We start from the raw sequence: 24128 nt of genomic DNA on the forward strand, positions 1-24128 counted from the left end.
GCGGTGAACGTGCTGGACATCCTGTTGCTGGTCGCCGCCGTGTGGTTCGCGATCGTCGGCTACCGCCAGGGCTTCGTGGTGGGCATCCTGTCGGTCGTCGGGTTCCTGACCGGGGGCCTCGTCGCGGTCTACCTGCTGCCCCTCCTGTGGGACCGTGCGACGGGCGGCCGCAAGGTGGACACGACCGTCGCGATCGTCGGCGTCGCCGTGGTGATCGTCTGCGCCTCCGTCGGCCAGGCCCTGACCACCCACCTCGGGAACAAGCTGCGCCGGTACATCACCTGGTCCCCGGCCCGCGCCCTGGACGCCACCGGAGGCGCCCTCGTCAACGTCGTGGCGATGCTGCTGGTCGCCTGGCTGCTCGGCGCGGCGTTCGCCGGTACGACGATCCCGACGCTCGGCAAGGAGGTCCGTGGCTCCAAGGTCCTCCAGGGCATCTCCACCGCCCTGCCCGGACAGGCCCGTACGCACGCGGACGCGTGGTTCTCGGACTTCTACGCCGTCCTCGCGCAGAACGGCTTCCCCCAGGTCTTCAGCCCCTTCTCCAACGAACCCATCACCGAGGTGCGGCCCCCCGACCCGGCCCTGGCCAGGAGCGCGGTCGCCCTCCGCGCGCAGCGGTCCATCGTCAAGGTCGTGGGCACCGCGCCGAGCTGCGGCAAGGTGCTCGAAGGTACCGGCTTCGTCTTCGGCGACCGTCGTGTGATGACCAACGCGCACGTGGTGGGCGGTGTCGACGAGCCCACGGTCCAGATAGGGGGGGAAGGCAGGAAGTACGACGCCAAGGTCGTCCTCTACGACTGGCGCCGCGACATCGCCGTACTCGACGTACCGGACCTCGACGCGCCGGCGCTGCGCTTCACGCCCACGCAGGCGCCCAGCGGTGCCGGCGCGATCGTCGCGGGCTTCCCGCAGAACGGCTCCTACAACGTCCAGCCCGCGCGGATCCGCGGCCAGATCGCGGCCAACGGCCCGGACATCTACCACCGGGGCACCGTCCACCGCGACGTGTACTCGCTGTACGCGATCGTGCGCCAGGGGAATTCCGGAGGCCCGCTGCTCACGCCGCAGGGCACCGTCTACGGGGTCGTCTTCGCCAAGTCCCTCGACGACGCCGACACCGGGTACGCGCTGACCGCGGACGAGATCCAGGAGGACATCACCAAGGGCCGTACGGCGAACCAGCAGGTGGACAGCGACAACTGCGCCCTGTGATCCGGGGAGCCCCCGCGGTCGGTGGAGTCAGTCGCGCTGGTGACGCAGACGGACCGAGACCCAGCGGGCCCGGCGGCGCAGGATGTGCGGAATGCCCATCTGAGGATCTGTGCCCGCCAGCTGCGGGGTGCCCCCGTGGTGGGAGCTCGGCACGCCGGCCGAACGGCGGGTGCGTGCTGCGTCACTGAAGTCGTGCGTCCAGCCCATACCCCGACGTCTGCCCCCGGCCCAAGGTCGATAACCGCCCTCGTACCGCCCAATTGGCGTATGCGGCGGGCATGTGGCCGTTCGAGGAACAGATGTTCCCATCCGAGTGTGTGGTGTGTTCGCGTGGTCACCGAACGAGGTCGGTGACCGCCGTGTGCCGCGGACGGCCTCAGCGGTCCGGTTCGGGGTCCGTGAGCCAGTTGACGAGTTCGGAGGAGAACGCCATCGGGTCCTCCTCGTGCGGGAAGTGCCCCAGCCCGTCGAACAGCCGCCAGCGGTACGGCGCCTCCACGTACTCGCCGGACCCGGCGGCGCTCCTCGTGCGCATCACGGGATCCAGAGACCCGTGCAGATGCAGGGTCGGGACACGGACCGGCCGTTTCATCCGCCGGTTGAACTGGATGCCGTCGGGCCGGGCCAGAGAGCGCACCATCCAGCGGTACGGCTCGATCGAGCAGTGCGCCGTCGACGGGATGCACATGGCGCGCCGGTACGTCTCGACGGCGTCGTCGTCCGGCAGCCTGGGCCCCGACCAGTCCCGGATGAGCCGCCCGACCAGGGCGCCGTCGTCGGCGGTGAGCCTGCGCTCGGGCAGCCACGGCCGCTGGAAGCCCCAGATGTAGGAGCCTGCGGCGGTCTGCCGTACGTCGCCGAGCATCGCCGAACGCCAGCGCCGGGGGTGCGGCATCGACGTGACGACGAGTCGGCGCACCAGCTTGGGGCGCATGGCCGCCGCCGTCCAGGCCAGGTATCCGCCCAGATCGTGGCCGACGAGCGCGGCGTCCGGTTCGCCGAGGGACCGTACGACCCCGGTGATGTCGAGCGCCAGGTTGGCGGGGTCGTACCCCCGCGGAGTGCGGTCGCTGCCGCCGACCCCGCGCAGATCCATCGCGACGGCCCTGAAGCCCGCGTCGGCGAGGGCGACCATCTGATGCCGCCACGCCCACCAGAACTGCGGGAAGCCGTGCAGCAGCAGCACCAGGGGCCCGTCGCCCAGTTCCGCGATGTGGAAGCGCGCGCCGTTGGCCGCGACGTCCCGGTGCGTCCAGGGTCCGTCGATCCGTACGGCCGAGGGGGGTTGCGCCGAAGGGGTGGCGGGGTCCGTCATGAGGTCGAGCGTGCCACAGCCTCGACCACGGTGTCGGCCGGGGTGGACGGGCGCGGGTGCGGCTTGGCGTGCTGGAGGACGCTCGCGCTCTCCTTCATCGAGGCCGCCACCTTCTGCGGGCCCTTGCCCTTCTTGGCCTTCTTCGCCATCGTCACGCCGACCAGCGCGAGCAGCCCGGCGACCAGCACATTGGCCGCGAAGGACAGCACGAAGCAGATGGCCATGTTCCACCCGGTCCATGTCCGGATGCCGTACGCCAGCGCGAAGTTCAACATGGGCAGGGAGAACAGCAGTACGGCGCCGGCCGCCGTGAACGCGCCGCCGCTCGTCGCCCCGCGCTTGACGTCCCGCTTGAGCTGAGCCTTCGCCAGCGCGATCTCGTCGTGCACCAGTGCGGACAAGTCGGTCGTCGCCGAGGCGAACAACTGGCCGATGCTGCGTTCGGCGCCGACCGGGCTGCCGTCGGGTGCGCTCATCGCGGTCTCCCTGCTTTCTGCTGCGTATGTCTGCGTAAGCGGCTCTTGTGGGGCATGCGCTCCACGAACGCCGCGGAGTGGTGCGGATGTGTCAGATCATGCCGGACGGCCGTTCTCCTCGCTTGCCCCGCCCGGTACTTCGGCAACCACGCCGGCGCCGTCCTCGTCCCGGCCCTCGGCGTGCGCCGCCTTCAGCGCGGCCAGCCGGCGGTGCTCGGCTGCCTTGCGCTCCAGGATCTCAGCCATGCGCAGGTGGTACGCCGGATCGTCCTGCGCGTAGACGTCCGGGACGCCGTCCAGGTCGTCGTCGCGCTCCTCGTCGGTGCACAGGGCCCGATACCGGGCGTTGCGGATCTTGAGCAGAACGGTGGCGCAGGTCGCCGCGATCAGCGAGCCGACGAGTACGGCGGCCTTGACCTCGTCGGTGAGCACGGCGTCGTCCTTGAACGCGAGTTCGCCGATGAGCAGGGAGACGGTGAAGCCGATCCCGGCCAGGGCCGCGACGGCGAACACATCCGCCCAGGCGAGCTCCTCGCTCAGCGAGGCCCTGGTGAAGCGGGCCGTCAGCCAGGTGCCACCGAGGATGCCGGTCGCCTTGCCGACGACCAGGCCGAGCACGACACCGAGCGTCTCGGGCTTGGTGAACACGTCCCCGAGCGCTCCACCCGAGACCACGACACCCGCGCTGAACAGGGCGAACAGCGGTACCGCCAGTCCTGCTGACAGCGGCCGTACGAGGTGCTCGATGTGCTCGCCGGGGGAGTGCTCCTCGCCTTCGTGGCGGTGACAGCGCAGCATCAGGCCCATGGCCACGCCGGCGATGGTGGCGTGGACCCCGCTGTTGTACATCAGGCCCCAGATGACGAGCGCCAGCGGAACGTACACGTACCAGCCCCGTACGCCCTTGCGCAGCAGCACCCAGAACACGGCGAGAGCGGCGACGGCGCCGCCGAGGGCCGCGAAGTCGAGGTCGGACGTGAAGAAGACGGCGATGATCAGGATCGCGAACAGGTCGTCGACGACGGCCAGGGTGAGCAGGAACGCGCGCAGGGCGGAGGGCAGGGAGGTGCCGATGACCGCGAGCACCGCGAGCGCGAAGGCGATGTCGGTGGCCGTGGGCACCGCCCAGCCGATGAGGGAGCCGCCGCCGGCGGCGTTGGTGACGGCGTAGACGGCGGCGGGCACGGCCATGCCGCAGAGCGCGGCGACGACGGGGAGCGCGGCGGCACGAGGGTCCCGCAGCTCTCCCGCGACCAGTTCACGCTTGAGTTCGATCCCGGCGACGAAGAAGAAGACCGCGAGGAGTCCGTCGGCGGCCCAGTGCTGGACGGACAGCTGGAGGCCCAGGGCGGCGGGACCGAAGTGGTACTGGCCGACGGCCCGGTAGCTGTCGGACAGTGCGGGGATGTTCGCCCAGAGCAGCGCCGCGACCGCGCCGAGCAGGAGCAGCACACCGCCGACGGTCTCGGTGCGCAACGCGTTCGCGACGAAGGCTCGCTCGGGCAGGGAGAGGCGACCGAGGAACGTACGGGTGCGAGTGCGGGGCACGGCCACGGCGGAGACCTCCGGGTCGGTACGACGGACTGACGACCGCCCCGAGGCTTTGTGCAGGCTCGCGAACGGCTTGCCGACCAGACTTCCCGGCACACCTTGAGCTGACCATTTTACCTGATCATTGCGATCGGGTTCCGCGCGTGTGTGATCAGGTTCCGCGTGTCTGCGGTCGGGGCTCGTGCGAGCGGGGTGCGGCGGGGGTGCCCGGCCTGGAGCCGAGTACCCCCGCCGAGGGTCAGGAGCGCGAGCGGGGCGCTCAGTCCTCGCTGGGCGCCGCGGGCAGCTTCGCCTGGATCAGGTCCATCACCGCCGAGTCCGTCAGCGTCGTGACGTCCCCGAGCTGGCGGTTCTCCGCGACGTCGCGCAGCAGGCGCCGCATGATCTTTCCGGACCGCGTCTTGGGCAGCTCCGCCACGGGAAGGATCCGCTTGGGCTTGGCGATCGGGCCCAGTGTCGCGCCGACGTGGTCGCGCAGCTCGGCGACCAGGGTCTCGTCCTCCGACGCCGTGCCCCTGAGGATCACGAACGCCACGATCGCCTGCCCCGTGGTCTCGTCCGCGGCGCCCACGACCGCGGCTTCGGCGACCGCGGGATGCGACACCAGCGCCGACTCGACCTCCGTGGTGGAGATGTTGTGCCCGGACACGAGCATCACGTCGTCGACGCGCCCGAGCAGCCAGATGTCGCCGTCGTCGTCCCTCTTGGCGCCGTCCCCGGCGAAGTACTTGCCCTGGAACCGCGACCAGTAGGTGTCGAGGAACCGCTGGTCGTCGCCCCAGATGGTGCGCAGCATCGAGGGCCACGGCTCGGTGAGCACGAGGTAGCCGCCCCCGCCGTTGGCCACCTCGTGGCCCTCGTCGTCCACGACGGTCGCGCCGATGCCCGGCAGGGGACGCTGCGCCGAGCCGGGCTTGGCCTCGGTGACGCCCGGAAGCGGCGAGATCATCATCGCGCCGGTCTCGGTCTGCCACCAGGTGTCCACGATCGGCGTGCGGTCGGCTCCGATGTTCTTCCGGTACCAGATCCACGCCTCGGGGTTGATCGGCTCACCCACGGACCCGAGAACGCGCAGGCTGCTCAGGTCGAACTTGGCGGGGATGTCGTCACCCCACTTCATGAACGTGCGGATGGCCGTCGGCGCGGTGTACAGGATGGTGACCCCGTACTTCTGCACGATCTCCCAGAAGCGCCCCTGGTGCGGGGTGTCGGGCGTGCCCTCGTACATGACCTGGGTCGCGCCGTTCGCCAGAGGCCCGTAGACGATGTAGGAGTGGCCGGTGACCCAGCCGATGTCCGCCGTGCACCAGTACACGTCGGTCTCGGGCTTGAGGTCGAAGACGGCGTGGTGGGTGTACGACGTCTGCGTCAGATAGCCGCCGGAGGTGTGCAGAATGCCCTTCGGCTTCCCCGTGGTACCGGACGTGTACAGGATGAACAGCGGGTGCTCCGCGTCGAAGGCCTCGGGCGTGTGCTCGGCCGACTGCCGGTCCACGATCTCGTGCCACCACACGTCGCGGCCCTCGGTCCAGGCGACGTCCTGGCCCGTGCGACGCACGACGAGCACATGCGCCACGCTGTCCACGCGCTCGACCGCGTCGTCCACGGCGGGCTTCAGAGCGGACGGCTTGCCGCGCCGGTGACCGCCGTCGGAGGTGATGACCACCTTGGCGTCGGCGTCCTGGATGCGGGTGGCGAGGGCGTCTGCCGAGAAACCACCGAAGACGACGGAGTGCGCCGCGCCGATGCGGGCGCAGGCCAGCATCGCGACGGCGGCCTCGGGGATCATCGGCAGATAGACCGCGACCCGGTCGCCCTTCTGGACCCCGAGTTCGAGCAGGGCGTTCGCGGCCTTGGAGACCTCGTCCTTGAGCTCGGCGTAGGTGATGGCGCGGCTGTCGCCGGGCTCGCCCTCGAAGTGGATGGCGACCCGGTCGCCGTGACCCGCCTCGACGTGTCGGTCGACGCAGTTGTAGGCGACATTGAGCTTGCCGTCCTTGAACCACTTGGCGAAGGGCGGGTTGGACCAGTCGAGGGTCTCGGCCGGTTCCACGGCCCAGGTCAGCCGCTGGGCCTGCTCGGCCCAGAAGCCCAGCCTGTCAGCCTTGGCCTGTTCGTACGCCTCCGCCGTGACGTTGGCGCCCGCGGCCAGGTCGGCCGGCGGTGCGAACCTGCGCTCTTCCTTCAACAGGTTGGCCAGGCTTTCGTTGCTCACGACATCTCCCTTTCCCGGGGTGTCCGTTGTGTCCCAGCCCACAGCTCATCAGACCTGGGGGCTTGATGACAAGGGTCGCCCGATTATTGGTTTAGACCTGTCGTGGCAGCCTCGCGGCCTGGGGTGTCGTCGGACCCCGACCCCGGCGATGGTGCCGGCCGGGGTCCTCCGAGGTCGCGGCGGAGAGCGGGGCTCGCCGCCGCGGGTCGTGCGCAGTGCGCCGTCGGGAGGTCAGGCCGGACTCGGCAACTCCCCGCTCACCTCCACACGCTCGAAGACGGAGTCCTCACCGGGGCGGCCGAGCAGATACGCCTGTGCCTCACCGACGTGGAAGTACATCCCGTGCAGTTCGAGTGCGCCGGCCCCGAGCGCCCGCGCCACCGACTCGTGCTCCCGCAGATGCTCCAGCTGCTGGACCACGTTCGTCAGGCACAACTGCTCGACCGCGTCGGCGGGCTCCCGGTCGGCGATACGGGGCCGCGCCCGCTCGTCGCCGGTCAGCCGCTCGAGGCCGGGCCGACCGTGTCTCAGCCACCGGTCCAGCGGCGTCCGCCCGGTCCCGGTCCCGGAGCCGATCAGGGCCTGCATCGCGCCGCACCCGGAATGCCCGCACACGGTGATGGACCGTACTTCCAGCACGTCCACCGCGTACTGGATGGCCGCGGCCACCGAGTCGTCCCCGCTCTCCGCGCCGGGCAGCGGCACGAGGTTGCCGACATTGCGGACGACGAAGAGGTCGCCGGGACCACTGGAGGTGATCATCGACGTGACGAGCCGCGAGTCGGCGCAGGTCAGGAAGAGCTGCGACGGTTGCTGCCCCTCTCGTGCCAGTCTGGCCAGTTCACCGCGTACCAGGGGGGCGGTGTTCCGCTGGAAGGCGCTGATGCCTCGCGCGAGTCGGCCGCCGGCCGCCGGCTCGTCCGCGAGGCTGCCCGGATGCTCCTCGGGCGGCCCGGCGGGCGGGCCTTCGCACTGGTGGTTGCGCCACGGCGTCCACGGACGGCAGCGGCATGCGGAGGACTCCGCGGGCGTGCCGTCCTGCGTGGACGCCTGCGCGGACTCCAGTGACGGCAGGGAGATTCTGGTGCCGGACCTGCCGGTGAAGTGCACGCTGCCGCCGCGCGCGAGATGGGTGCGCTGCCAGTCCTGGAGGGCCTCGTAGGCGGCGTGGTCCATGAACGACCCGTCGAGCTCCACCACGGCCTCCGCCCCCGCCGGCACCGGGTGCAGTGCCCGGCTGAGCCGTGGCACGGCCAGGAACGTCAACTGCCCGCGCACGCGTACGTGGTGAACTCCGTTTCTCTCCTCGTGCGTGATGCGGGTGCGGGCGAGGCGGTGCATGGCGACGGCGACGGCGGCGGCGACGCCGAGGGCGACCCCCTGGAGGACGCCCAGGAAGACCACGCCGAGCGTGGTGAGCGCGTACACCAGCACCTCTCGATGGCGTGTCACCGTGCGGATGTGGTGCAGGGACACCATCTGGATGCCGACGGCCATCACCAGGGCCGCGAGCGAGGCGAGGGGGATCAGCTCGAGCACCGGGACCATCAGCAGCGCGGCCACCACCACCCAGACGCCGTGCAGAACCGTGGAGTTCCTGCTGACCGCACCCGACTGGACATTCGCGGAGCTGCGGACGGCGACGCCCGCGATGGGCAGTCCGCCGAGCGCCCCCGAGACGATGTTCCCGGCGCCCTGCCCGAGCAGCTCGCGGTCCAGGTGGGAACGGCCGAGGTGCGGATGGCGCCCGGCAGCCAGTTTGTCGACTGCGACGGCGCCGAGCAGCGACTGCACGCTGCACACCAGCGTGATGGTGAGGACGGCGGCGGCGATGCCGAGCGCCGGGCCCTCGGGCAGGCCGACCAGCGCGTGACTGCGCCAGGACGGCAGCTCGACCTTGGGCAGGGAGAGCCGGGCGAACCAGGCCGTGGCGGTGGCCCCGGCGACGGCGACCAGCGCGGCGGGTACCCGCCGCAGGGTGTGGCCGACCCGTCCGGGGAGCCGCGGCCAGAGCAGCAGCAGGGCCAGCGTCAGCACGCTCACGGACGCGGCGGCCGGCGTCAGGCGGGCCAACTGGGCGGGCAGCGCACGGAGATTGTCGAGCACTTCGCTCTGCGGGGTCCCGCCGAGCACGATGTGCAGCTGGGCGACGGCGATGGTGACACCGATCCCGGCGAGCATGCCGTGCACGATCGCGGGGCTGACGGCGAGCGCTGCGCGCGCCACGCGCAGACAGCCCAGGCCCAGTTGGGCGAGACCCGCGAGGACGGTGATGGCGCAGGTCGTACGCCATCCGTAGCGGTGGATGAGGTCGGCGGTCACGACGGTGAGCCCCGCGGCGGGACCGCTGACCTGGAGCGGGCTGCCACCGAGCCGACCCGTCACGATGCCGCCGACGGCCGCGGCCACGAGTCCGGCCTGGAGCGGTGCGCCCGTGGCCAGCGCGATGGCGAGGGACAGGGGGAGGGCGATCAGGAAGACCGCGATGGAGGCCGACAGGTCGGCGCCCGCCACGCGGAAGCGGCGGGGTGGGGTCGGTGGGGGGCTGTGGGGAGGGTGGACGCGTTCGGTGCGCGTCGGATCGGTGGTGCGAGTGGGGACGCAGGCGGGCATGGTTCCCGTCTCCTCCGGTGCGGCGGTCGCGGTCGCGGTTCTTGTGGTCCCGGTGGGACCCGGGACGGGCGCGGCCGTGGAACACGGCGTGAGCGCCGGAATGCCAACAGTCAGTAAATGAATCGTAATGCCAGGTAAAGGAACTGTATTCGTTGTCGGGGCAAACAGGGCGAGGAATCACCCAGTGGAATGAATGCCTCACCTCATCGGCTTGTCATACAAATTTCTTCGCCGTCCCGTGCCACCTTGACCGGACCGCAGCGGGCCGCGTGCCTGCCCCGCGGTACCGCAGAGCACCCGTTCGACTCGGCCCCGACCGAAGGAAGAAGGTGGGCCAGGATGGCCGCCATCCGCAGGAGCGCAGTCCGCGTGGCGCTGGCCGTGACCTGTGCCGCCGCGCTGGCCGGGTGCTGGATCGGCGCGACCCGCACCGAGCGCGGCACGACAAAGCCCTCAGGTGCCCCCGCCCCGGCGCGCGGAAGCACGGTCCGCCTGATCGGCGACGGGTCCACCTCCTACACCGGCGCCCAGCCTCATCTGCCCCGGCCCGACCGCCTGGAGCCGGGCCGCAAGCCCCCTCAGTTCGTGGTCTTCTCCTGGGACGGCGCCGGCGAGGACGGCCACAGGCTCTTCTCCTACTTCCGCAAAGTCGCCAGGTCCAACAACGCGTCCATGACGTTCTTCCTCAGCGGCCTGGATCTGCTGCCCGAGGGCAAGCGCGGCCTGTACAAGCCGCCGCGGCACTCGCCGGGCAGTTCGGGCGCCGGGTTCAACGACGTGACCGGTGTCCGGAGCACCGTCGAGCAACTGCGACTCGCCTGGCTGGAGGGCAACGAGATCGGGACCCACTTCAACGGTCACTTCTGCGACAGCGAGAACGGCGTGAGCCAATGGTCCACCGACGAGTGGAAGAAGGAGATCGCCCAGGCGAAGTCCTTCGTGAAGTCCTGGAAGACCAACTCCGGTCTGAAAGCGGACCCCTCGCTTCCCTTCGACTACGACAAGGAGCTCATCGGCGGGCGCGCCCCCTGTCTGGAGGGGCGGCAGAACCTCCTTCAGGCAGCCCAGCAACTGGGCTTCCGCTATGACACCTCGGGCGTGGGCGAGCAGGTCTGGCCGGACAAGAAGGACGGCGTGTGGGATCTGTCGATGCAGCACGTGCCCTTTCCCGGGGGCGACGGCGAGCGGGTCTCCATGGACTACGACTTCAAGGCGGCCCAGTCCGGCGCCGAGACCCAGGGCGACCCCGACAAATACGCGCAGTGGGGCGACCAGATGCGGGACGGACTCCTCCAGGGCTTCCAGCGGGCCTATGACGGAAACCGTGCGCCGATGGTGATCGGCAACCACTTCGAGTCCTGGAACGGCGGCACCTACATGCGTGCGGTCGAAGAGGTGATCGAGCGGATCTGCACCCTGCCCGACGTGCGCTGTGTCTCCTTCCACCAGCTCGCGGACTGGCTGGACACGCAGGATCCCGACGTCCTCGACAGGCTGCGCACCCTCAAGGTCGGCCAGGCTCCGGCGAAGGGCTGGAGATCCTTCCTCGGCGACCCGACCCCGGGTCCTGTCCCGGTGCCGAAGCGCCCCGAGGGGGCGCCGCCGGTCAGGCGCTAGTCGCGCTGTCCGGGCAGGTTGGTGACACGCCGCGGGAGGAAGGCGCACCGGTGCCGCCGGGTGCGGACGCCTCGGGCGCCCGAAGTCGTGCGTTGATCGCTCACACGACGGCCGCCATGCCCTCGCCCAGCACGTAGCCCGGGTCGACCTGAGTCGCCAGGTCGGTGCCGGTGCGCTCGTTGCCCCAGCCGGCCGCGTTCTTCAGGTGGAAGTGGACCATCTGGCGCGTGTAGCGCTCCCAGTCGCGCAGTTCGTGGGTGGCGTCGGCGGCAGCCTGAAGGGTGTGCAGGGACCGGCGGTTGTCCGTCTCCAGGAGCTCGAACCGGGGTGGGCGGCCCTTTTCCATGGAGCGGACCCAGTTCGAGTGTCCGACCGTCACCAACAGGTCGTCGCCGACCTCCGTGTGCAGGAAGTCGAGGTCGTCGGGTCCCTGCACCTTGTTGCCGACGACCTTCAGCGTGATCCCGAAGTCGCGGGCGTACTCCTTGTACTGCCGGTAGACGGAGATCCCCTTCCGGGTCGGCTCGGCGACGAGGAACGTGATGTCGAAGCGGGTGAACATCCCGGAGGCGAACGAGTCCGAGCCCGCGGTCATGTCGACCACCACGTACTCGTCGCGCCCGTCGACCAGATGATTCAGGCACAGCTCCACCGCTCCCGTCTTGGAGTGGTAGCAGGCGACCCCCAGGTCGGCGTCCGTGAAGGGGCCGGTGACCATCAAACGGACGGTGCCGCCGTCGAGTTCCACGGGGCGTGCGCAGGCGTCGTAGACCGGGTTGTGCTCCCGCACCCGCAGCAGCCGCGAGCCCTCGCCCGGCGGCGTGGTCTTGATCATCGTCTCGGCGGAGGCGATCCGCGGGTTGCTGCCCCGCAGATAGTCCTTGATCAGCGGAAGTCGTTCGCCCATGGCGGGCAGCGCCCCGGCCTCGGCCTCCTCGAGCCCGAGCGCCGCCGCCAGATGCTGGTTGATGTCGGCGTCCACGGCGATCACCGGCGCGCCGGTGGCGGCGAGATGGCGGACGAACAGGGAGGACAGGGTCGTCTTGCCGCTGCCGCCCTTCCCGACGAAAGCAATTTTCATGTTCACCAAGAGTAGTCTCTTCACTGCTCTGTGTGGCAGGCGTGCGTGAAGAAGACCACTCCTTCGAAGGAGGGGGCGCGGGGGTGCGTAGTGTCGTACTCATGAGTACGACAGGTGCGAACGCCGATCCGCTCGCCGTCCTGAGCACGCTGCCCACGGTGGCCGAGTCGGTGGAGGCCGTGCGCAAGGCCGTGGACCGGGTCTACGGGCATCGGATCATGCGGCGCCGCAGCAACGAGATCACGTCCGAGGCGGCCCTGCGAGCCGCCCGGGGTTCGGCCGCGCTGGCCGGTGCCGACTGGGCCTTGGAGGAGGTGCGTCGGCGCACGGACTTCAGTGGGGACGACGAGGCGCGCACGGTCGGCGCCGCCCTGCGGCTGAGCGCCGAGGCGGGTCAACTGCTCTCCATCTGGCGGCAGTCGCCGCTGAGGGTCCTGGCCCGGCTCCACCTCGTGGCCGCCGCGGGCTCCGGCGATCGCGTGGGGCGCCCGAGGCAGGAGGGCGAGCCGGTCGACGAACCACTCGTGGAGCTGCCCCTCCCCGGTGCGGCCGAGGTCTCCGGCCGGCTGGAAGGCCTCTCCCAGCTGATCGTCGCCGGCAGTTCGGCGCCCGCCCTGGTGACCGCGGCCGTCGTGCACGGCGAGTTGCTCGCCCTGCGTCCCTTCGGCTCGCACAACGGCCTGGTGGCGCGTGCGGCCCAGCGCATCGTGCTCGTGGGCAGCGGTCTCGACCCGAAGGCGGTCTGCCCCGCGGACGTCGGACACGCGGAGCTGGGTCGCGCGGCCTACGTCGCCGCTCTCGACGGCTATGCGTCGGGCACTCCGGAAGGCATGGCGGCGTGGATCGCGCACTGCGGGACCGCGGTCGGGCTGGGTGCCCGGGAGTCGACCGCGGTCTGCGAGGCACTGCAGCGCGGCGCGGCGTAGCCGGACGACGTGCTACCCGCAACTGAAGGACGGCCTCGCGTCGGAGCCTTCACGGTGCGGGGCTCCACATGGTTGCGGCGGTACGAGGAGTCGTACCGCCGCTGGCATGCTCGCCGGGTTACCAAGCGTCCTCGTTGTGTCGCCCATCAGGTCGGGAACTTTTGCCCGTCACCTGGTGCGGCTGGCCCGTAATCGACGGGTCGACGTCGCGTGGGTGCCCAGTGTTCATGCTCGGTCCGTGGGGCCAACTGCGTTGATTAAAGGTGATCCTTCCGGATGTTCCTTTGGTCTCGCGGGCCGTTAATCCCTTTTCTACTCCAGCCCCGGGCCGAGCGGAACCCCCACATGCGGTTCTTTACTTTTACCTTCAAAGGGGTGCGAATCGGGCGGCCGGTGGCGGCCGTCGCTCGACCCTCGGCCGTGGCGGGTCACATGGCCGACGCGCGCCGGCGGTTGGCGTACCAGACGAGCCCGGCCGTCGCCGCGGCGGCGCCTATGGCGGCCATCGCGAGCAGGGCCGGGCGGGGCGGCACCGGCAGACGCTGCTTGAGTCGCACGGGACGGTGGAAGTCCAGGACCGGCCAGTCGCGGGCGAGCGCCTCGCGGCGCAGGGTCCGGTCCGGGTTCACGGCGTGCGGATGGCCGACCGACTCCAGCATGGGCAGGTCGGTCGCCGAGTCGCTGTAGGCGAAGCAGCGCGCGAGGTCGTACCCCTCCGACTCCGCCAGCTCCTTGATCGCCTCGGCCTTGGTCGGCCCGTAGGCGTAGTACCCCACTTCTCCCGTGAAGCAGCCGTCGTCGCCCACGACCATCCGGGTGGCGATCACGCGGTCCGCGCCGAGGAGTTCGCCGATCGGCTCGACCACTTCGGCGCCCGAGGTGGACACGATCACCACGTCGCGCCCCGCGGTGTGATGCTCCTCGATGAGCGACGCGGCCTCGTCGTAGATGATCGGATCGATCAGGTCGTGCAGTGTCTCGGCGACCAGTTCTTTGACCTGTTCGACGTTCCAGCCGCGGCACATCGCGGACAGCTGCTCGCGCATCCGCTCCATCTGATCGTGGTCCGCGCCGCCTGCGAGGAACACGAACTGGACATACGCGGTCCGCAACGCGGTCCTGCGGTTGATCAGTCCGCCTTGGTAGAAGGACTTGCTGAAGGTGAGTGTGCTCGACTTCGCAATGACCGTCTTGTCCAGGTCAAAGAAGGCCGCTGTGCGAGGCAAGGAGTGGTTTTCCACGATGCTGAGCATAGGCGCCCGCCATTCGGCGTAAGGTGTGGCGCGTGGGTTTGCCTGAGAGGGCTCTCGGGTACACCATGGAAGTCACGGATCGTTCGCGACCGTGCTAACCCGGCCCGACTCCTCCCCCCCCGAGTCGGCCGTGGGGACGACCCCCGCTCTCCCCCCCGGCGGGGGTCGTCGCATGTCCGGGTGGGTTTTTCCTGATCTCCAGGCGCTCGTGAGGCCCTCTGGCCGCCTCGCGGGCGCCGTTTTGGTGCGCCCTCGGGTCGTCGCTCTCCGTAGTTGAGGTGCTGCGCTGTGGAAGCTGCCCGAGCTTTCGCCCGTTTGGGCGGTGGCGATATTCACAGGCGTCGCGATGTCCACAGTTTTCGACCAAGATCCACATGATTTCCGAGATCGCCCCACCGTGATTCCAACGCGTCCTGCCGACGGCGAGTTCACGTCAGGTTCCGTTTGCCGGACGCGTATGGCCGGTTCGTATCGGCCGTTCATATGGAGACCGGTTGCCGGTTCTTCACACGAGCGGGAACAGCGGGGCCGCAGCGAGCCTGCACCGCGGGTCACGCAAGAGCGTGAAGAACGCGAAGAGCAGCGAAGGGGCTGGAGATCGTGGCGGGAGCCATCACGTACGACGGCCCGTCCGTCGCCGAGGGGCGGCGGACGGGCCCACTGATCGTCACCGAGGACGCGGAGCTCCTCGACGACCTGCTGCGCCTGTGCGCGGCGGCGGGAGCCAGACCCGAGGTCCATCCCGCGGCGCCGCAGCGCCGGGGCAGCTGGGAGGCCGCGCCGCTCGTCCTCGTCGGAGACGACGCGGCCCGGCGCGTGCGGTCGGCCACGCGTCGAGGCGGAGTGGTGCTGGTCGGACGGGACCAGGACGATCCCGGTGTCTGGCGGCGCGCGGTGGAGATCGGCGCCGATCATGTCCTGCTGCTGCCGGAAGGCGAGCAGTGGCTCATCGACCGCATCGCCGACGTGGTCGAAGGGGTCAGGCGGCCCGCGCTCACCGTGGGCGTGATCGGCGGCCGGGGCGGCGCCGGCGCTTCCACACTCGCGTGCGCCCTCGCCGTCACCTCCGCGCGAGAGGGGCGGCGCACCCTGCTCGTGGACGCGGATCCCCTGGGCGGCGGTCTCGACGTACTGCTCGGTGGCGAGAGCACCGAAGGGCTTCGCTGGCCGGCGTTCGCCGCCTCCCGGGGCAGGGTCGGCGGCGGCGCGCTGGAGGAGTCCCTGCCCGAGCTGCACGCGCTGCGCGTGCTCAGCTGGGACCGCGGGGACACCGTGGCCATCCCGCCCCAGGCGGTCCGTGCCGTTCTCGCCGCGGGCCGCAGACGCGGTGGCGCGGTCGTGGTCGACCTCCCGCGGCGCGTGGACGAGGGGGTCGCGGAGGTCCTGGCACAGGTGGACCTCGGGGTCATGGTGGTTACCGCCGAACTGCGCGCCGTGGCGGCCGCACGGCGCGTCGCCTCGGCCGTCGGCATGGTCCTCGGAGATCTGCGGGTCGCGGTGCGCGGGCCGTTCGTCCACGGACTCGACGCCCGGGAGGTGGCACATCTGATGGGGCTGCCGCTGGTCGGCGAAGTGCCCTCGGAGACGACTCCGGCCGACGGGTCCGTGCCGCCCGGAGGCGCCGCGCGCGCACCACTGGCCCGGTTCTGCTCGGCCTTCTGGGGGCGGGCTTTCGACGGGGCGGGTGAGTGACGGATGAGCGGCGGCTGGAATACGGCGACGAGCCATGGGCCGAAGGCGGAGCCCCGTACGAGGTCGGGGGCGGCTGCGAGGCCGACGTCGGAGCCGTACGGGCGGGCGGGTGCGGAGAGAGGGCCGGATCCGGTCGGGAGGCCGGTCACGATCGGGCGGTCGGCCGCGGCCGTGGGGCCGGAGCACGCGACGGGTTCCGGATTTGGCTCCGACGGGCGAACGCGTCTGCTGGACGGAGTGCGCGAATGGCTGGCCGAGAGCGGGGCCGAACCGACACCGGCGCGCGTGGCGCAGGCTCTGCGGGAGCAGGGACGGGTGCTGGGCGACGCGGAAGTGCTGGGTGCGGCGCGGCAGCTGCGTTCCGAGCTGGTCGGCAGCGGCCCGCTGGAACCGCTGCTCGCCGACCCGTCCGTCACGGACGTCCTGGTGTCCGCGCCCGACCGGGTGTGGGTGGACCGGGGCGGCGGCCTCGAGTTGACGGCGGTGTCCTTCCCGGACGCGGCAGCCGTACGGCGACTCGCGCAGCGGCTGGCGGCCGTGGCCGGACGACGGCTGGACGACGCCCGGCCATGGGCTGATGCCCGACTGCCGGACGGCACCCGGCTGCACGCGGTCCTGCCCCCGGTCGCCGTCGGATGCACCTGCTTGTCCTTGCGCGTGGTACGTCCACGGGCGTTCACCCTGCACGAGCTGATGGCGGCGGGGACGGTGCCACCGGGCGGTGACCGCGTCCTGCGGGCCCTGATCGCCTCCCGGCTCTCCTTCGTGATCAGCGGCGGCACCGGCACGGGCAAGACCACACTGCTGAGCGCCCTGCTGGGCGTGGTGGGTCCCGCGGAGCGGATCGTGCTGGCGGAGGACTCGGCGGAGCTGCGGCCCGATCACCCGCACGTGGTGCGCCTCGAGGGACGGCCCGCGAACCAGGAGGGCGTGGGCCTCGTGGAGCTCCAGGACCTGGTGCGGCAGGCGCTGCGCATGAGACCCGATCGCCTTGTGGTCGGTGAGGTGCGCGGGCCCGAGGTGGTGTCGCTGCTGGCCGCCCTCAACACGGGTCACGAGGGCGGGTGCGGGACCCTCCACGCGAACGCGGCGGCCCAGGTGCCCGCACGGCTGGAGGCGCTCGGCACGGCGGCCGGCCTCGACCGCGCGGCGCTGCACAGCCAGTTGTCCGCCGCGCTGTCGGTCGTCCTGCATCTGGTGCGCGACCGCAGGGGACGGCGCCGGATCGCGGAGGTCCATGTGCTGGAACGGGACACGTCGGGGCTCGTGGTGACCGTACCCGCGCTCCGCTGGGGGCTCGAGGCGTTCACACGGGAGCGGGGGTGGGAGCGGCTGAGGGAGCTGCTTCGGGCGGGCGACGACGCGGGCGACGGGGGTGAGGTGCCGTGACGGGTTTCGGACGGATGCCCGAAGGTGTGGGGCTCGCCTGCGCCGGTGCGGCGGCTTGGATGACGTGCGGCTCGAGAGCGGGGCTGCGCCGAGCCCGGCGGCTGCTGGCGGGCGGAGGGACGGCGGAACGCCCGGGCTCTCGGCCCTGGGACCGTGTGCGCGGGTGGACGCGTCGGTTGTCCGCCCGGTGGCCCCTGTGGGCGCCGGTCGCCGTGGGCGCGCTGATCGCGCTGCTCTCGGCGTCCGTCCTGCCCTTGCCGGCCGGGATCGCGGGGGTTCCTCTGCTGCGCCGGGTACGCATGGCGCAGGCGGAGCGGCGGGCACGGGACGAGCGGGACGCGGCGGTGATCGCGCTGTGCGCGACCCTCGCCGGAGAGGTGCGCGCGGGACGCCAGCCGGGCGAGGCGCTGCTGCGAGCGGCACGCGAGTCGGCGGGACTGGGGCAGGCGCAGGCGGCCGTACTGGCGGCGGCGCGCTTCGGGGGCGATGTGCCGAGCGCTCTCCTTCAAGCGGCGCGACGACCGGGCGTCGAGGGACTGTCGGGGCTCGCAGCGTGCTGGCGAGTGGCCGTGGACCGGGGCGCCGGCCTCGCGGCCGGGCTCGAGCGGCTGGAAGCGGCCCTGCGTGCCGATCGCGACCAGCGCGCCGATCTGCAGGCCCAGTTGGCGGGCTCCCGGTCCACCGCCGTCCTGCTCGCGGGACTGCCGGTTCTCGGTCTTCTGCTGGGCACCGCGCTCGGGGCTCACCCGCTGCGGGTGCTGTTGCACAGCGGCCCGGGACTCGCCTGTCTGGGGATCGGGGGCGCGTTGGAGGGGGCCGGGGTGTGGTGGGCCATGCGGATTGTGCGAGGGGCGGAGGCGGCATGAGCGAGGAAGTTGTCCACAGGCTGGGGATGCTCTGCGCGGTGCTGGCGCTGTGGTGGGCAGGCTCGGAGCTCGCCCACGCGCGACGCGAGCGGAGGGCACGGAGCCGGTTGGGAACCGTACTGGAGCGGCGTGACGGGCCACCGACACGGGGCCTCCCCCGACTCGTCGGACGGTGGGCCGGGGAACACGGCGGCACGTGGCTCGGTGCCCGGGGCAGGAACGCCGTGCACGCGTGGCTTTTGGCCGGTGGGGCTCTGTGCGCCGGCTGGGTGCTGCTCGGCGGGTGGGGCGGGGCGGCAGCCGGACTGGTCGTCGGGCTCGGCGTCGCACGATGGCGGGACCGGCAGGTGCGAGGCCGGCTCATGGAGGAGTACGACCCAACCGAGGCGGCCCGGCAACTGCCCCTGGCCGCGGATCTGCTGGCGGCCTGCGTCGCGGCGGGCGCGAGTCCCGTGGCCGCCGCCCAGGCGGTTGGCGAGGCCCTGCAGGGACCGGTGGGCGCGCGGCTGGCACGGGGCGCCGCGGAGATACGGCTCGGGGCCGAACCGGCCGAGGCCTGGCAGCGGCTCGGCGCACTTCCCGGCGCCGCGGCGCTGGCACGACTCCTGGAGCGTGCGGGGGATTCCGGTGTCCCCGCGGCCGCACAGGTCGGACGCCTCGCGGCGGAGGCCCGGGCGGAGTGGAGCCGGGCGGCGACGGCGCGGGCACGACGTGCGGGGGTGATGGTCACCGTCCCGGTGGGCCTGTGTTTCCTGCCCGCCTTCATCGCGATCGGCGTGCTTCCCGTGGTGATCGGGCTCGCGGGCGGACTGCTGGGCGGAGGTGGTGGATGACAGCACGCGAACCGCGCAGGTCGCACGAGAGGTGCGAGAGCGCGGGTGCCGGGGCGCACGTCCCGGACGCGAACAGGCGAACAGGCAAAGACGCGAAGAAGCACCGACAGACCAGATCAGCCAAGCGAACAGACCAGACCGGATCAGCGGACAGATCAATGGATCGTGAACCTCACGGGGGCAGGTATGAGCGGGAAAGCAGTGGTACGGGCAGGAGCGGGACGTGTCAGGACCATGGGGCGCGCGGCGATGCGCCGTGTGCGGGCGCTGGTGCGCGTGGACCGCGGCATGGTCACGTCCGAGTACGCGGTGGGGATCATCGCAGCCGTGGCCTTCGCGGCGGTGCTCTACAAGGTGCTGACGAGCGGGCAGGTCAGCGCGGAGTTGCAGAGCATCGTGAAACGGGCGCTCGATGTGCACATGTGACGGGATGACGGGTCCCGGAGAGGAAGGGCGGCCCTCTGATGTGGGATGGCGCGGCCGCGACCGGGACCGCGGGTTCGTGACGGCGGAGACCGCGGTCGCCCTTCCCGCCCTGGTGCTCTTCGCCATGGGCCTCGTCTGGGCCCTGCTGGCCGTGTCCACGCAGCTCCAGTGCGCGGACGCGGCCAGGACGGGAGCCCGCGCGGCGGCCCGGCAGGAGCCCGCGGCAGTGGTCCAGGACATGGTCCGGCAGGCCGCGCCCCACGGGGCGCGGGTGGCGGTGAGCCGGCAAGGCGATCTGGTGCGGGTGACGGTCGCCGCCCGTCCACCCGGCCCGGCCTCGCTGTCGCTGCAACTGCACGGTGAGGCGGTGGCGATGGCGGAGGACACGGTGGGGGTGGCTCCATGACGCGGCGGCGCCAGGCTGACGACCGGGGTTCGGCGACGGTCTGGGCCGTCTGCGCCATCGGCGCCCTGTGTGCCGTGTTCGGGGTTCTGCTGGCCCAGGGAGAGGCCGTGCTGGCTCGTCATCGGGCAGCCGCGGCGGCGGACCTGGCGGCGCTCGCCGCCGCCGATCTCCGGACGGCTGGAGAGGTCGTGGCCTGCCGCGGCGCGGGACGCGTGGCAGCGGCCCAGGGCGGCAGGCTCGTGCGGTGTGCGGTCGTGGGGGAGCTGTCCGATGTCACGGCCGCCTGGGGTTCCGGGCTGTTCGCCGCCGAGGTCAGGGCGAGAGCGGGGCCGGCCCGGCCGACGGCGCCCGAGGGCCCCGCGGTGCCCTCGCTTCCGACGGGGCCCCGGAACCCCGGAGCGCCCTCACTCCCGTCCCGGGTGCGCGCCGGGCGCCCCGACCGGGGCCTCTTCGCCGGGCGCTCCCCGCAGGAGCACGGTGAGCAGCCGCACGGCCCCCCTCTTGTGCAGCGGGTCGTTGCCGTTGCCGCACTTGGGGGACTGGATGCAGGACGGACAGCCCGCCTCGCACTCGCAGGACGCGATGGCCTGACGGGTGGCGGCGAGCCAGGCGCGGGCCGTGTGGAAGGCCCGCTCCGCGAAGCCCGCGCCGCCCGGATGACCGTCGTACACGAAGACGGTGGGAAGCAGGGTGTCCGGGTGCAGCGGCACGGAGACGCCCCCGATGTCCCAGCGGTCGCAGGTGGCGAAGAGAGGCAGCATGCCGATGGAGGCGTGCTCGGCGGCGTGCAGGGCGCCGCCGAGGATCTCCGGGCTGATCCGGGCCTGGTCGAGCTGGTCCTCGGTGACCGTCCACCACACCGCGCGCGTGCGCAGGGTGCGGGGCGGAAGGTCCAGCTTCGTCTCGCCCAGGACCTCACCCGTGATCAGGCGCCGCCGCAGGAAGGAGACGACCTGGTTGGTGACCTCGACGGAGCCGTAGCAGAGCCGGCCCTCGCCCCAGGGGATCTCGGTGTCCGTCTCCAGGACGGAGATGGCGGTCGTGTCCCGGGCGACCGTCGCGTAGGGCGGGTTCGCCTCCTCGACCAGGGCGACGGAGTCCTCCAGGTCGAGTGCGCGCACCAGATAGGTGCGTCCTTGGTGCAGATGGACGGCGCCCTCGTGGACCGACGTGTGCGCGGCGGACGCGTCGACCGTGCCGAGCAACCGGCCGGTGCCGGCCTCGACGACCTGGACGGGGCGTCCGCCCTGCCCGCGGATGTCCGCGAGGTCGGCGGCCCGCTCCCGGCGTGTCCAGTGCCAGGTATTCGTCCTGCGGCGCAGCAGCTTCGCTGCCTCCAGCTGCGGCAGGAGATCCGTGCAGGCGGGCCCGAACAGCTCGAGGTCCTCCTCGGTCAGCGGCAGCTCGGCCGCCGCCGCGCACAGGTGCGGGGCCAGGACGTAGGGGTTGTCGGGATCGAGCACGGTGGATTCCACGGGCCGGTCGAAGAGCGCCTCGGGGTGGTGGACGAGGAAGGTGTCCAACGGGTCGTCCCGGGCGATCAGTACCGCGAGGGCACCCTGCCCGGCGCGCCCGGCGCGGCCCGCCTGCTGCCACAGGGAGGCTCGTGTGCCCGGATAGCCGGCGATGAGGACGGCGTCCAGCCCCGACACGTCCACACCGAGTTCGAGGGCGGTGGTGGCGGCGAGACCGAGCAGCTCCCCGGAGTGCAGCGCGCGTTCCAGGGCGCGGCGCTCCTCGGGAAGATAACCGCCGCGGTAGGCGGCCACACGCCGGGCCAGGGAGCGGTCGACCTCGGCCAGGCGCTCCTGGGCGATCACGGAGATCAGTTCGGCGCCGCGGCGGGAGCGGACGAACGCGACCGAGCGGACGCCCTGCACGGTCAGGTCGGTCAGCAGGTCGGCGGTCTCGGCGGTGGCGGTACGCCGTACGGGCGCGCCCTTCTCGCCGTGCAGATCGGTGAGAGGGGGCTCCCACAGGGCGAAGACCAGCTCGCCGCGCGGTGAGGCGTCGTCGGCGACCTCGACGACGGGCAGACCGGTGAGACGGCGTGCCGCCACCGAGGGCTCGGCGGCGGTCGCCGAGGCCAGCAGGAAGACGGGGGAGGCGCCGTACCGGGCGCACAGGCGGCGCAGCCTGCGCAGCACCTGGGCGACATGGGAGCCGAAGACGCCCCGGTAGGTGTGGCACTCGTCGATGACGACGTACCTCAGGGCGCGCAGAAAGGAGGACCAGCGGGGGTGCGAGGGCAATACGCCGCGGTGCAGCATGTCGGGGTTGGTGAGGACGTAGTTGGCGTACTGGCGCACCCATTCGCGTTCTTCCGGCGGTGTGTCGCCGTCGTACACGGCGGGGCGGATCGCCGTGCCCAGGGGCTGTGAGAGTTCCTTCACGGAACGGCACTGATCCGCTGCGAGGGCCTTGGTCGGGGCCAGGTAGAGGGCGGTGGCACCGCGTCCGTTCGGGGCCTCGGAGCCGTCCAGCAGGCCCGAGAGCACCGGCGTGAGGTAGGCCAGCGACTTGCCCGAGGCCGTGCCCGTGGCCACGATCACCGAGTCGCCGTCCAGGGCGTGTTCGGCGGCGAGTGCCTGGTGGGCCCAGGGATGCTCGATGCCCGCCGCCCGCACGGCGGCGATCACCTCGGCGCGGATCCGTTCGGGCCAGACGGCATGGCGGCCCGGTCGCGGGGGCAAGTGCTCCGTATGAGTGATGCGCGCAGCCCGGCTCGGTCCCGAGGCGAGCCGGTCCAGCACCGTGCCCGGCGAGAGGCGGGACACGGGGTCCGTCGGGGGCCGATCGGATCGGTGATTCTTGGCCATTGGCACCGAGTGTGTCACTGGCGTGACGGACAATGGGCTGAAGGCGTCGTGCACGCCTGCCGGTAAGTGATTGAATGCCATCGCGGCTGGCGAACCGTCCTGGGCTCTGCCGAGATGTCCCGAGGGCGACCGCTCGATAGCAAGGTGCTGGAGGATCCGTGGACCTGTCCTTGTCGACCCGTACCGTCGGCGATCGTACGGTCGTCGAAGTCGGTGGCGAAATCGACGTATATACCGCGCCCAAGCTGCGTGAGCAGCTGGTCGAGCTGGTCAACGACGGGAATTTCCACCTCGTCGTCGACATGGAGGGTGTCGACTTCCTCGACTCCACCGGGCTCGGCGTGCTGGTGGGCGGCTTGAAGCGTGTCCGGGCCCATGAGGGCTCCCTGCGCCTGGTGTGCAACCAGGAGCGCATTCTCAAGATCTTCCGCATCACCGGTCTCACCAAGGTGTTCCCGATTCACACCTCGGTCGAGGAAGCGGTAGCGGCCAACGACTGACCCGGTCCGGGGCCCTGGGCCCCGGACCGGCAGAAGTAAGCGGGGGACCGGTCTTGCACGGCCCGGTCCCCTGACCGCACGCCCGAAGTTCCGAGGGGGACGCATGGCCACCGTTGAACTCCTCTTCAGCGCGCTGCCCGAGCATGTCAGGACCGCCCGACTGGTGGCGGCCGCGGTGGCGCGCAGGGCTGGAGTGGAGGAGGCCGTACTCGACGAGCTCAGGCTCGCCGTGGGCGAGGCCTGTACCCGGGCCGTCGGACTGCACCAGAGCAACGGCATCTCGGCGCCGGTGCGGGTGCTGCTGACCGAGGAGGAGAAGCAGTTCTCCATCGAGGTCGGTGACGAGGCGCCGCACGCGGTGCCTGGTGAGAGTGCGCCGGGTGCCACCGGCGCCGGCGAGAAGGATGCGGAGGCCGAGGAGGACGAAATGGGCCTCGCGGTCATCAGCGGTCTCGTCGACGACGTCGAGGTCACCGCCGGACAGTCCGGCGGGCAGATCAGGATGAGCTGGCCGACACTGCCGCCCGCCACGCTCCCTGCCTGATCTCCTCGGGGCCCTGCTGCCCTGCGGCTGTGCGAGTACCTCTCGGAGGATGTGAAGGGCCCTGCCTCGTGCGGGGCCCTTTCCTTGTGCCGCCGACCGCCGACCGCCGACCGCCGACCGCCGACCGCCGACCGGTCCGTACGCCGCACTCCGTCGCCGCACGCCAGCCACGTCGCCACCCCCGTCGCCCCCACCTGCGCGGACGGATTCGTGAATTACTTCACGATCAATCGGGCGATCATTTGATCAAGAAGTAATCCAGTCAATGGTTTTGAGGCATTAGCTCTTTCGGGTTCAGTGGCGCACGTGCGATCTTTACCTGAAGAGCATGTGAAGGCCAATTCCGTTTACCGCGCTCTGTTTTGATCAGGTTCAGATCCCTAGAATCCGT

20 protein-coding genes and 1 pseudogene are annotated in these 24128 nt (G+C 71.5%); 12 read left to right on the forward strand and 9 right to left on the reverse strand.

What is annotated here, in order from left to right; all coding sequences use genetic code 11:
- Positions 1-3: 3 nt before the first annotated feature.
- Complete coding sequence (locus AB0C59_RS09150) at positions 4-1215, forward strand: MarP family serine protease (RefSeq protein WP_363002188.1); 1212 nt, start codon at positions 4-6, stop codon at positions 1213-1215.
- A gap of 27 nt (positions 1216-1242) precedes the next feature.
- On the opposite strand, the gene AB0C59_RS09155 is transcribed toward AB0C59_RS09150, so the two are convergent.
- From AB0C59_RS09155 to AB0C59_RS09180, 6 genes are all read right to left on the reverse strand, one after another.
- Positions 1243-1422, reverse strand: coding sequence for a hypothetical protein (locus tag AB0C59_RS09155; protein WP_363002190.1), 180 nt, complete (start codon positions 1420-1422; stop codon positions 1243-1245).
- Between the two features lie 169 nt (positions 1423-1591).
- Entirely contained in the window at positions 1592-2530 is a 939-nt protein-coding gene (locus AB0C59_RS09160) for an alpha/beta hydrolase (protein ID WP_363002192.1), read from the reverse strand.
- The gene (locus AB0C59_RS09165; protein ID WP_363002193.1) at positions 2527-3006 is read right to left on the reverse strand and encodes a phage holin family protein; all 480 of its coding nucleotides are present in this window, start codon (positions 3004-3006) and stop codon (positions 2527-2529) included. Before AB0C59_RS09165 ends, AB0C59_RS09160 begins: the two co-directional genes overlap by 4 nt.
- 96 nt (positions 3007-3102) lie before the next feature.
- The gene (gene nhaA, locus AB0C59_RS09170; protein ID WP_363002195.1) at positions 3103-4560 is read right to left on the reverse strand and encodes a Na+/H+ antiporter NhaA; all 1458 of its coding nucleotides are present in this window, start codon (positions 4558-4560) and stop codon (positions 3103-3105) included.
- Positions 4561-4816: 256 nt separating this feature from the next.
- Positions 4817-6814, reverse strand: coding sequence for an acetate--CoA ligase (gene acs, locus AB0C59_RS09175; RefSeq protein ID WP_363002197.1), 1998 nt, complete (start codon positions 6812-6814; stop codon positions 4817-4819).
- A 189-nt stretch (positions 6815-7003) separates the two neighbouring features.
- The gene (locus AB0C59_RS09180; protein ID WP_363002199.1) at positions 7004-9385 is read right to left on the reverse strand and encodes a SulP family inorganic anion transporter; all 2382 of its coding nucleotides are present in this window, start codon (positions 9383-9385) and stop codon (positions 7004-7006) included.
- 339 nt (positions 9386-9724) lie between these two features.
- On the opposite strand from AB0C59_RS09180, the gene AB0C59_RS09185 reads away from it, so the two are divergent.
- The gene (locus AB0C59_RS09185) at positions 9725-11002 is read left to right on the forward strand and encodes a hypothetical protein (protein WP_363002201.1); all 1278 of its coding nucleotides are present in this window, start codon (positions 9725-9727) and stop codon (positions 11000-11002) included.
- A 100-nt stretch (positions 11003-11102) separates the two neighbouring features.
- Here the strand turns inward: AB0C59_RS09185 and AB0C59_RS09190 are convergent, their stop codons facing one another.
- Positions 11103-12083 carry an ATP-binding protein gene (locus AB0C59_RS09190; RefSeq protein ID WP_363002203.1) on the reverse strand — a complete coding sequence of 327 codons (981 nt, stop codon included), beginning with the start codon at positions 12081-12083 and terminating at the stop codon, positions 11103-11105.
- A 101-nt stretch (positions 12084-12184) separates the two neighbouring features.
- On the opposite strand from AB0C59_RS09190, the gene AB0C59_RS09195 reads away from it, so the two are divergent.
- On the forward strand, positions 12185-13009 hold the full coding sequence (locus tag AB0C59_RS09195; protein WP_363002205.1) for an oxidoreductase: 825 nt from the start codon (positions 12185-12187) through the stop codon (positions 13007-13009).
- A 428-nt stretch (positions 13010-13437) separates the two neighbouring features.
- On the opposite strand, the gene AB0C59_RS09200 is transcribed toward AB0C59_RS09195, so the two are convergent.
- Positions 13438-14262 (reverse strand): HAD family hydrolase, encoded by an 825-nt coding sequence (locus tag AB0C59_RS09200; protein WP_363002207.1) that lies wholly within the window; start codon positions 14260-14262, stop codon positions 13438-13440.
- Positions 14263-14862: 600 nt separating this feature from the next.
- Between AB0C59_RS09200 and ssd the strand changes: the two genes are divergently transcribed.
- The 7 genes and pseudogenes from ssd to AB0C59_RS09235 form a co-directional block, all read left to right on the forward strand.
- The gene (gene ssd, locus AB0C59_RS09205; RefSeq protein WP_363002209.1) at positions 14863-15954 is read left to right on the forward strand and encodes a septum site-determining protein Ssd; all 1092 of its coding nucleotides are present in this window, start codon (positions 14863-14865) and stop codon (positions 15952-15954) included.
- 225 nt (positions 15955-16179) lie between these two features.
- Positions 16180-17343, forward strand: a complete 1164-nt coding sequence (locus AB0C59_RS09210) for a TadA family conjugal transfer-associated ATPase (RefSeq protein WP_363002410.1) — start codon at positions 16180-16182, stop codon at positions 17341-17343.
- 14 nt (positions 17344-17357) lie between these two features.
- Entirely contained in the window at positions 17358-18209 is an 852-nt protein-coding gene (locus AB0C59_RS09215) for a type II secretion system F family protein (protein ID WP_363002412.1), read from the forward strand.
- On the forward strand, positions 18206-19042 hold the full coding sequence (locus tag AB0C59_RS09220; protein WP_363002211.1) for a type II secretion system F family protein: 837 nt from the start codon (positions 18206-18208) through the stop codon (positions 19040-19042). The genes AB0C59_RS09215 and AB0C59_RS09220 overlap by 4 nt, the downstream gene beginning before the upstream one ends.
- A 234-nt stretch (positions 19043-19276) precedes the next feature.
- Positions 19277-19468, forward strand: a complete 192-nt coding sequence (locus tag AB0C59_RS09225) for a DUF4244 domain-containing protein (protein WP_363002414.1) — start codon at positions 19277-19279, stop codon at positions 19466-19468.
- Positions 19469-19544: 76 nt separating this feature from the next.
- Positions 19545-19874, forward strand: coding sequence for a TadE family type IV pilus minor pilin (locus AB0C59_RS09230; RefSeq protein ID WP_363002213.1), 330 nt, complete (start codon positions 19545-19547; stop codon positions 19872-19874).
- A pseudogene (locus tag AB0C59_RS09235) lies at positions 19871-20146 on the forward strand (Rv3654c family TadE-like protein); the annotation flags it as partial. The gene AB0C59_RS09230 and the pseudogene AB0C59_RS09235, both read left to right, overlap by 4 nt.
- A 132-nt stretch (positions 20147-20278) precedes the next feature.
- On the opposite strand, the gene AB0C59_RS09240 reads toward AB0C59_RS09235, so the two are convergent.
- Positions 20279-22774, reverse strand: a complete 2496-nt coding sequence (locus AB0C59_RS09240) for a DEAD/DEAH box helicase (RefSeq protein WP_363002215.1) — start codon at positions 22772-22774, stop codon at positions 20279-20281.
- 77 nt (positions 22775-22851) lie between these two features.
- Here AB0C59_RS09240 and bldG point away from each other — a divergent pair, with 77 nt between their 5' ends.
- Both bldG and AB0C59_RS09250 read left to right on the forward strand, forming a co-directional pair.
- Complete coding sequence (gene bldG / locus AB0C59_RS09245) at positions 22852-23193, forward strand: anti-sigma factor antagonist BldG (RefSeq protein WP_363002217.1); 342 nt, start codon at positions 22852-22854, stop codon at positions 23191-23193.
- Between the two features lie 103 nt (positions 23194-23296).
- Complete coding sequence (locus AB0C59_RS09250) at positions 23297-23737, forward strand: ATP-binding protein (RefSeq protein WP_363002219.1); 441 nt, start codon at positions 23297-23299, stop codon at positions 23735-23737.
- Positions 23738-24128: the final 391 nt, after the last annotated feature.

The sequence above is a fragment of the Streptomyces sp. NPDC048664 genome (assembly GCF_040650555.1).
Lineage (GTDB): Bacteria > Actinomycetota > Actinomycetes > Streptomycetales > Streptomycetaceae > Streptomyces.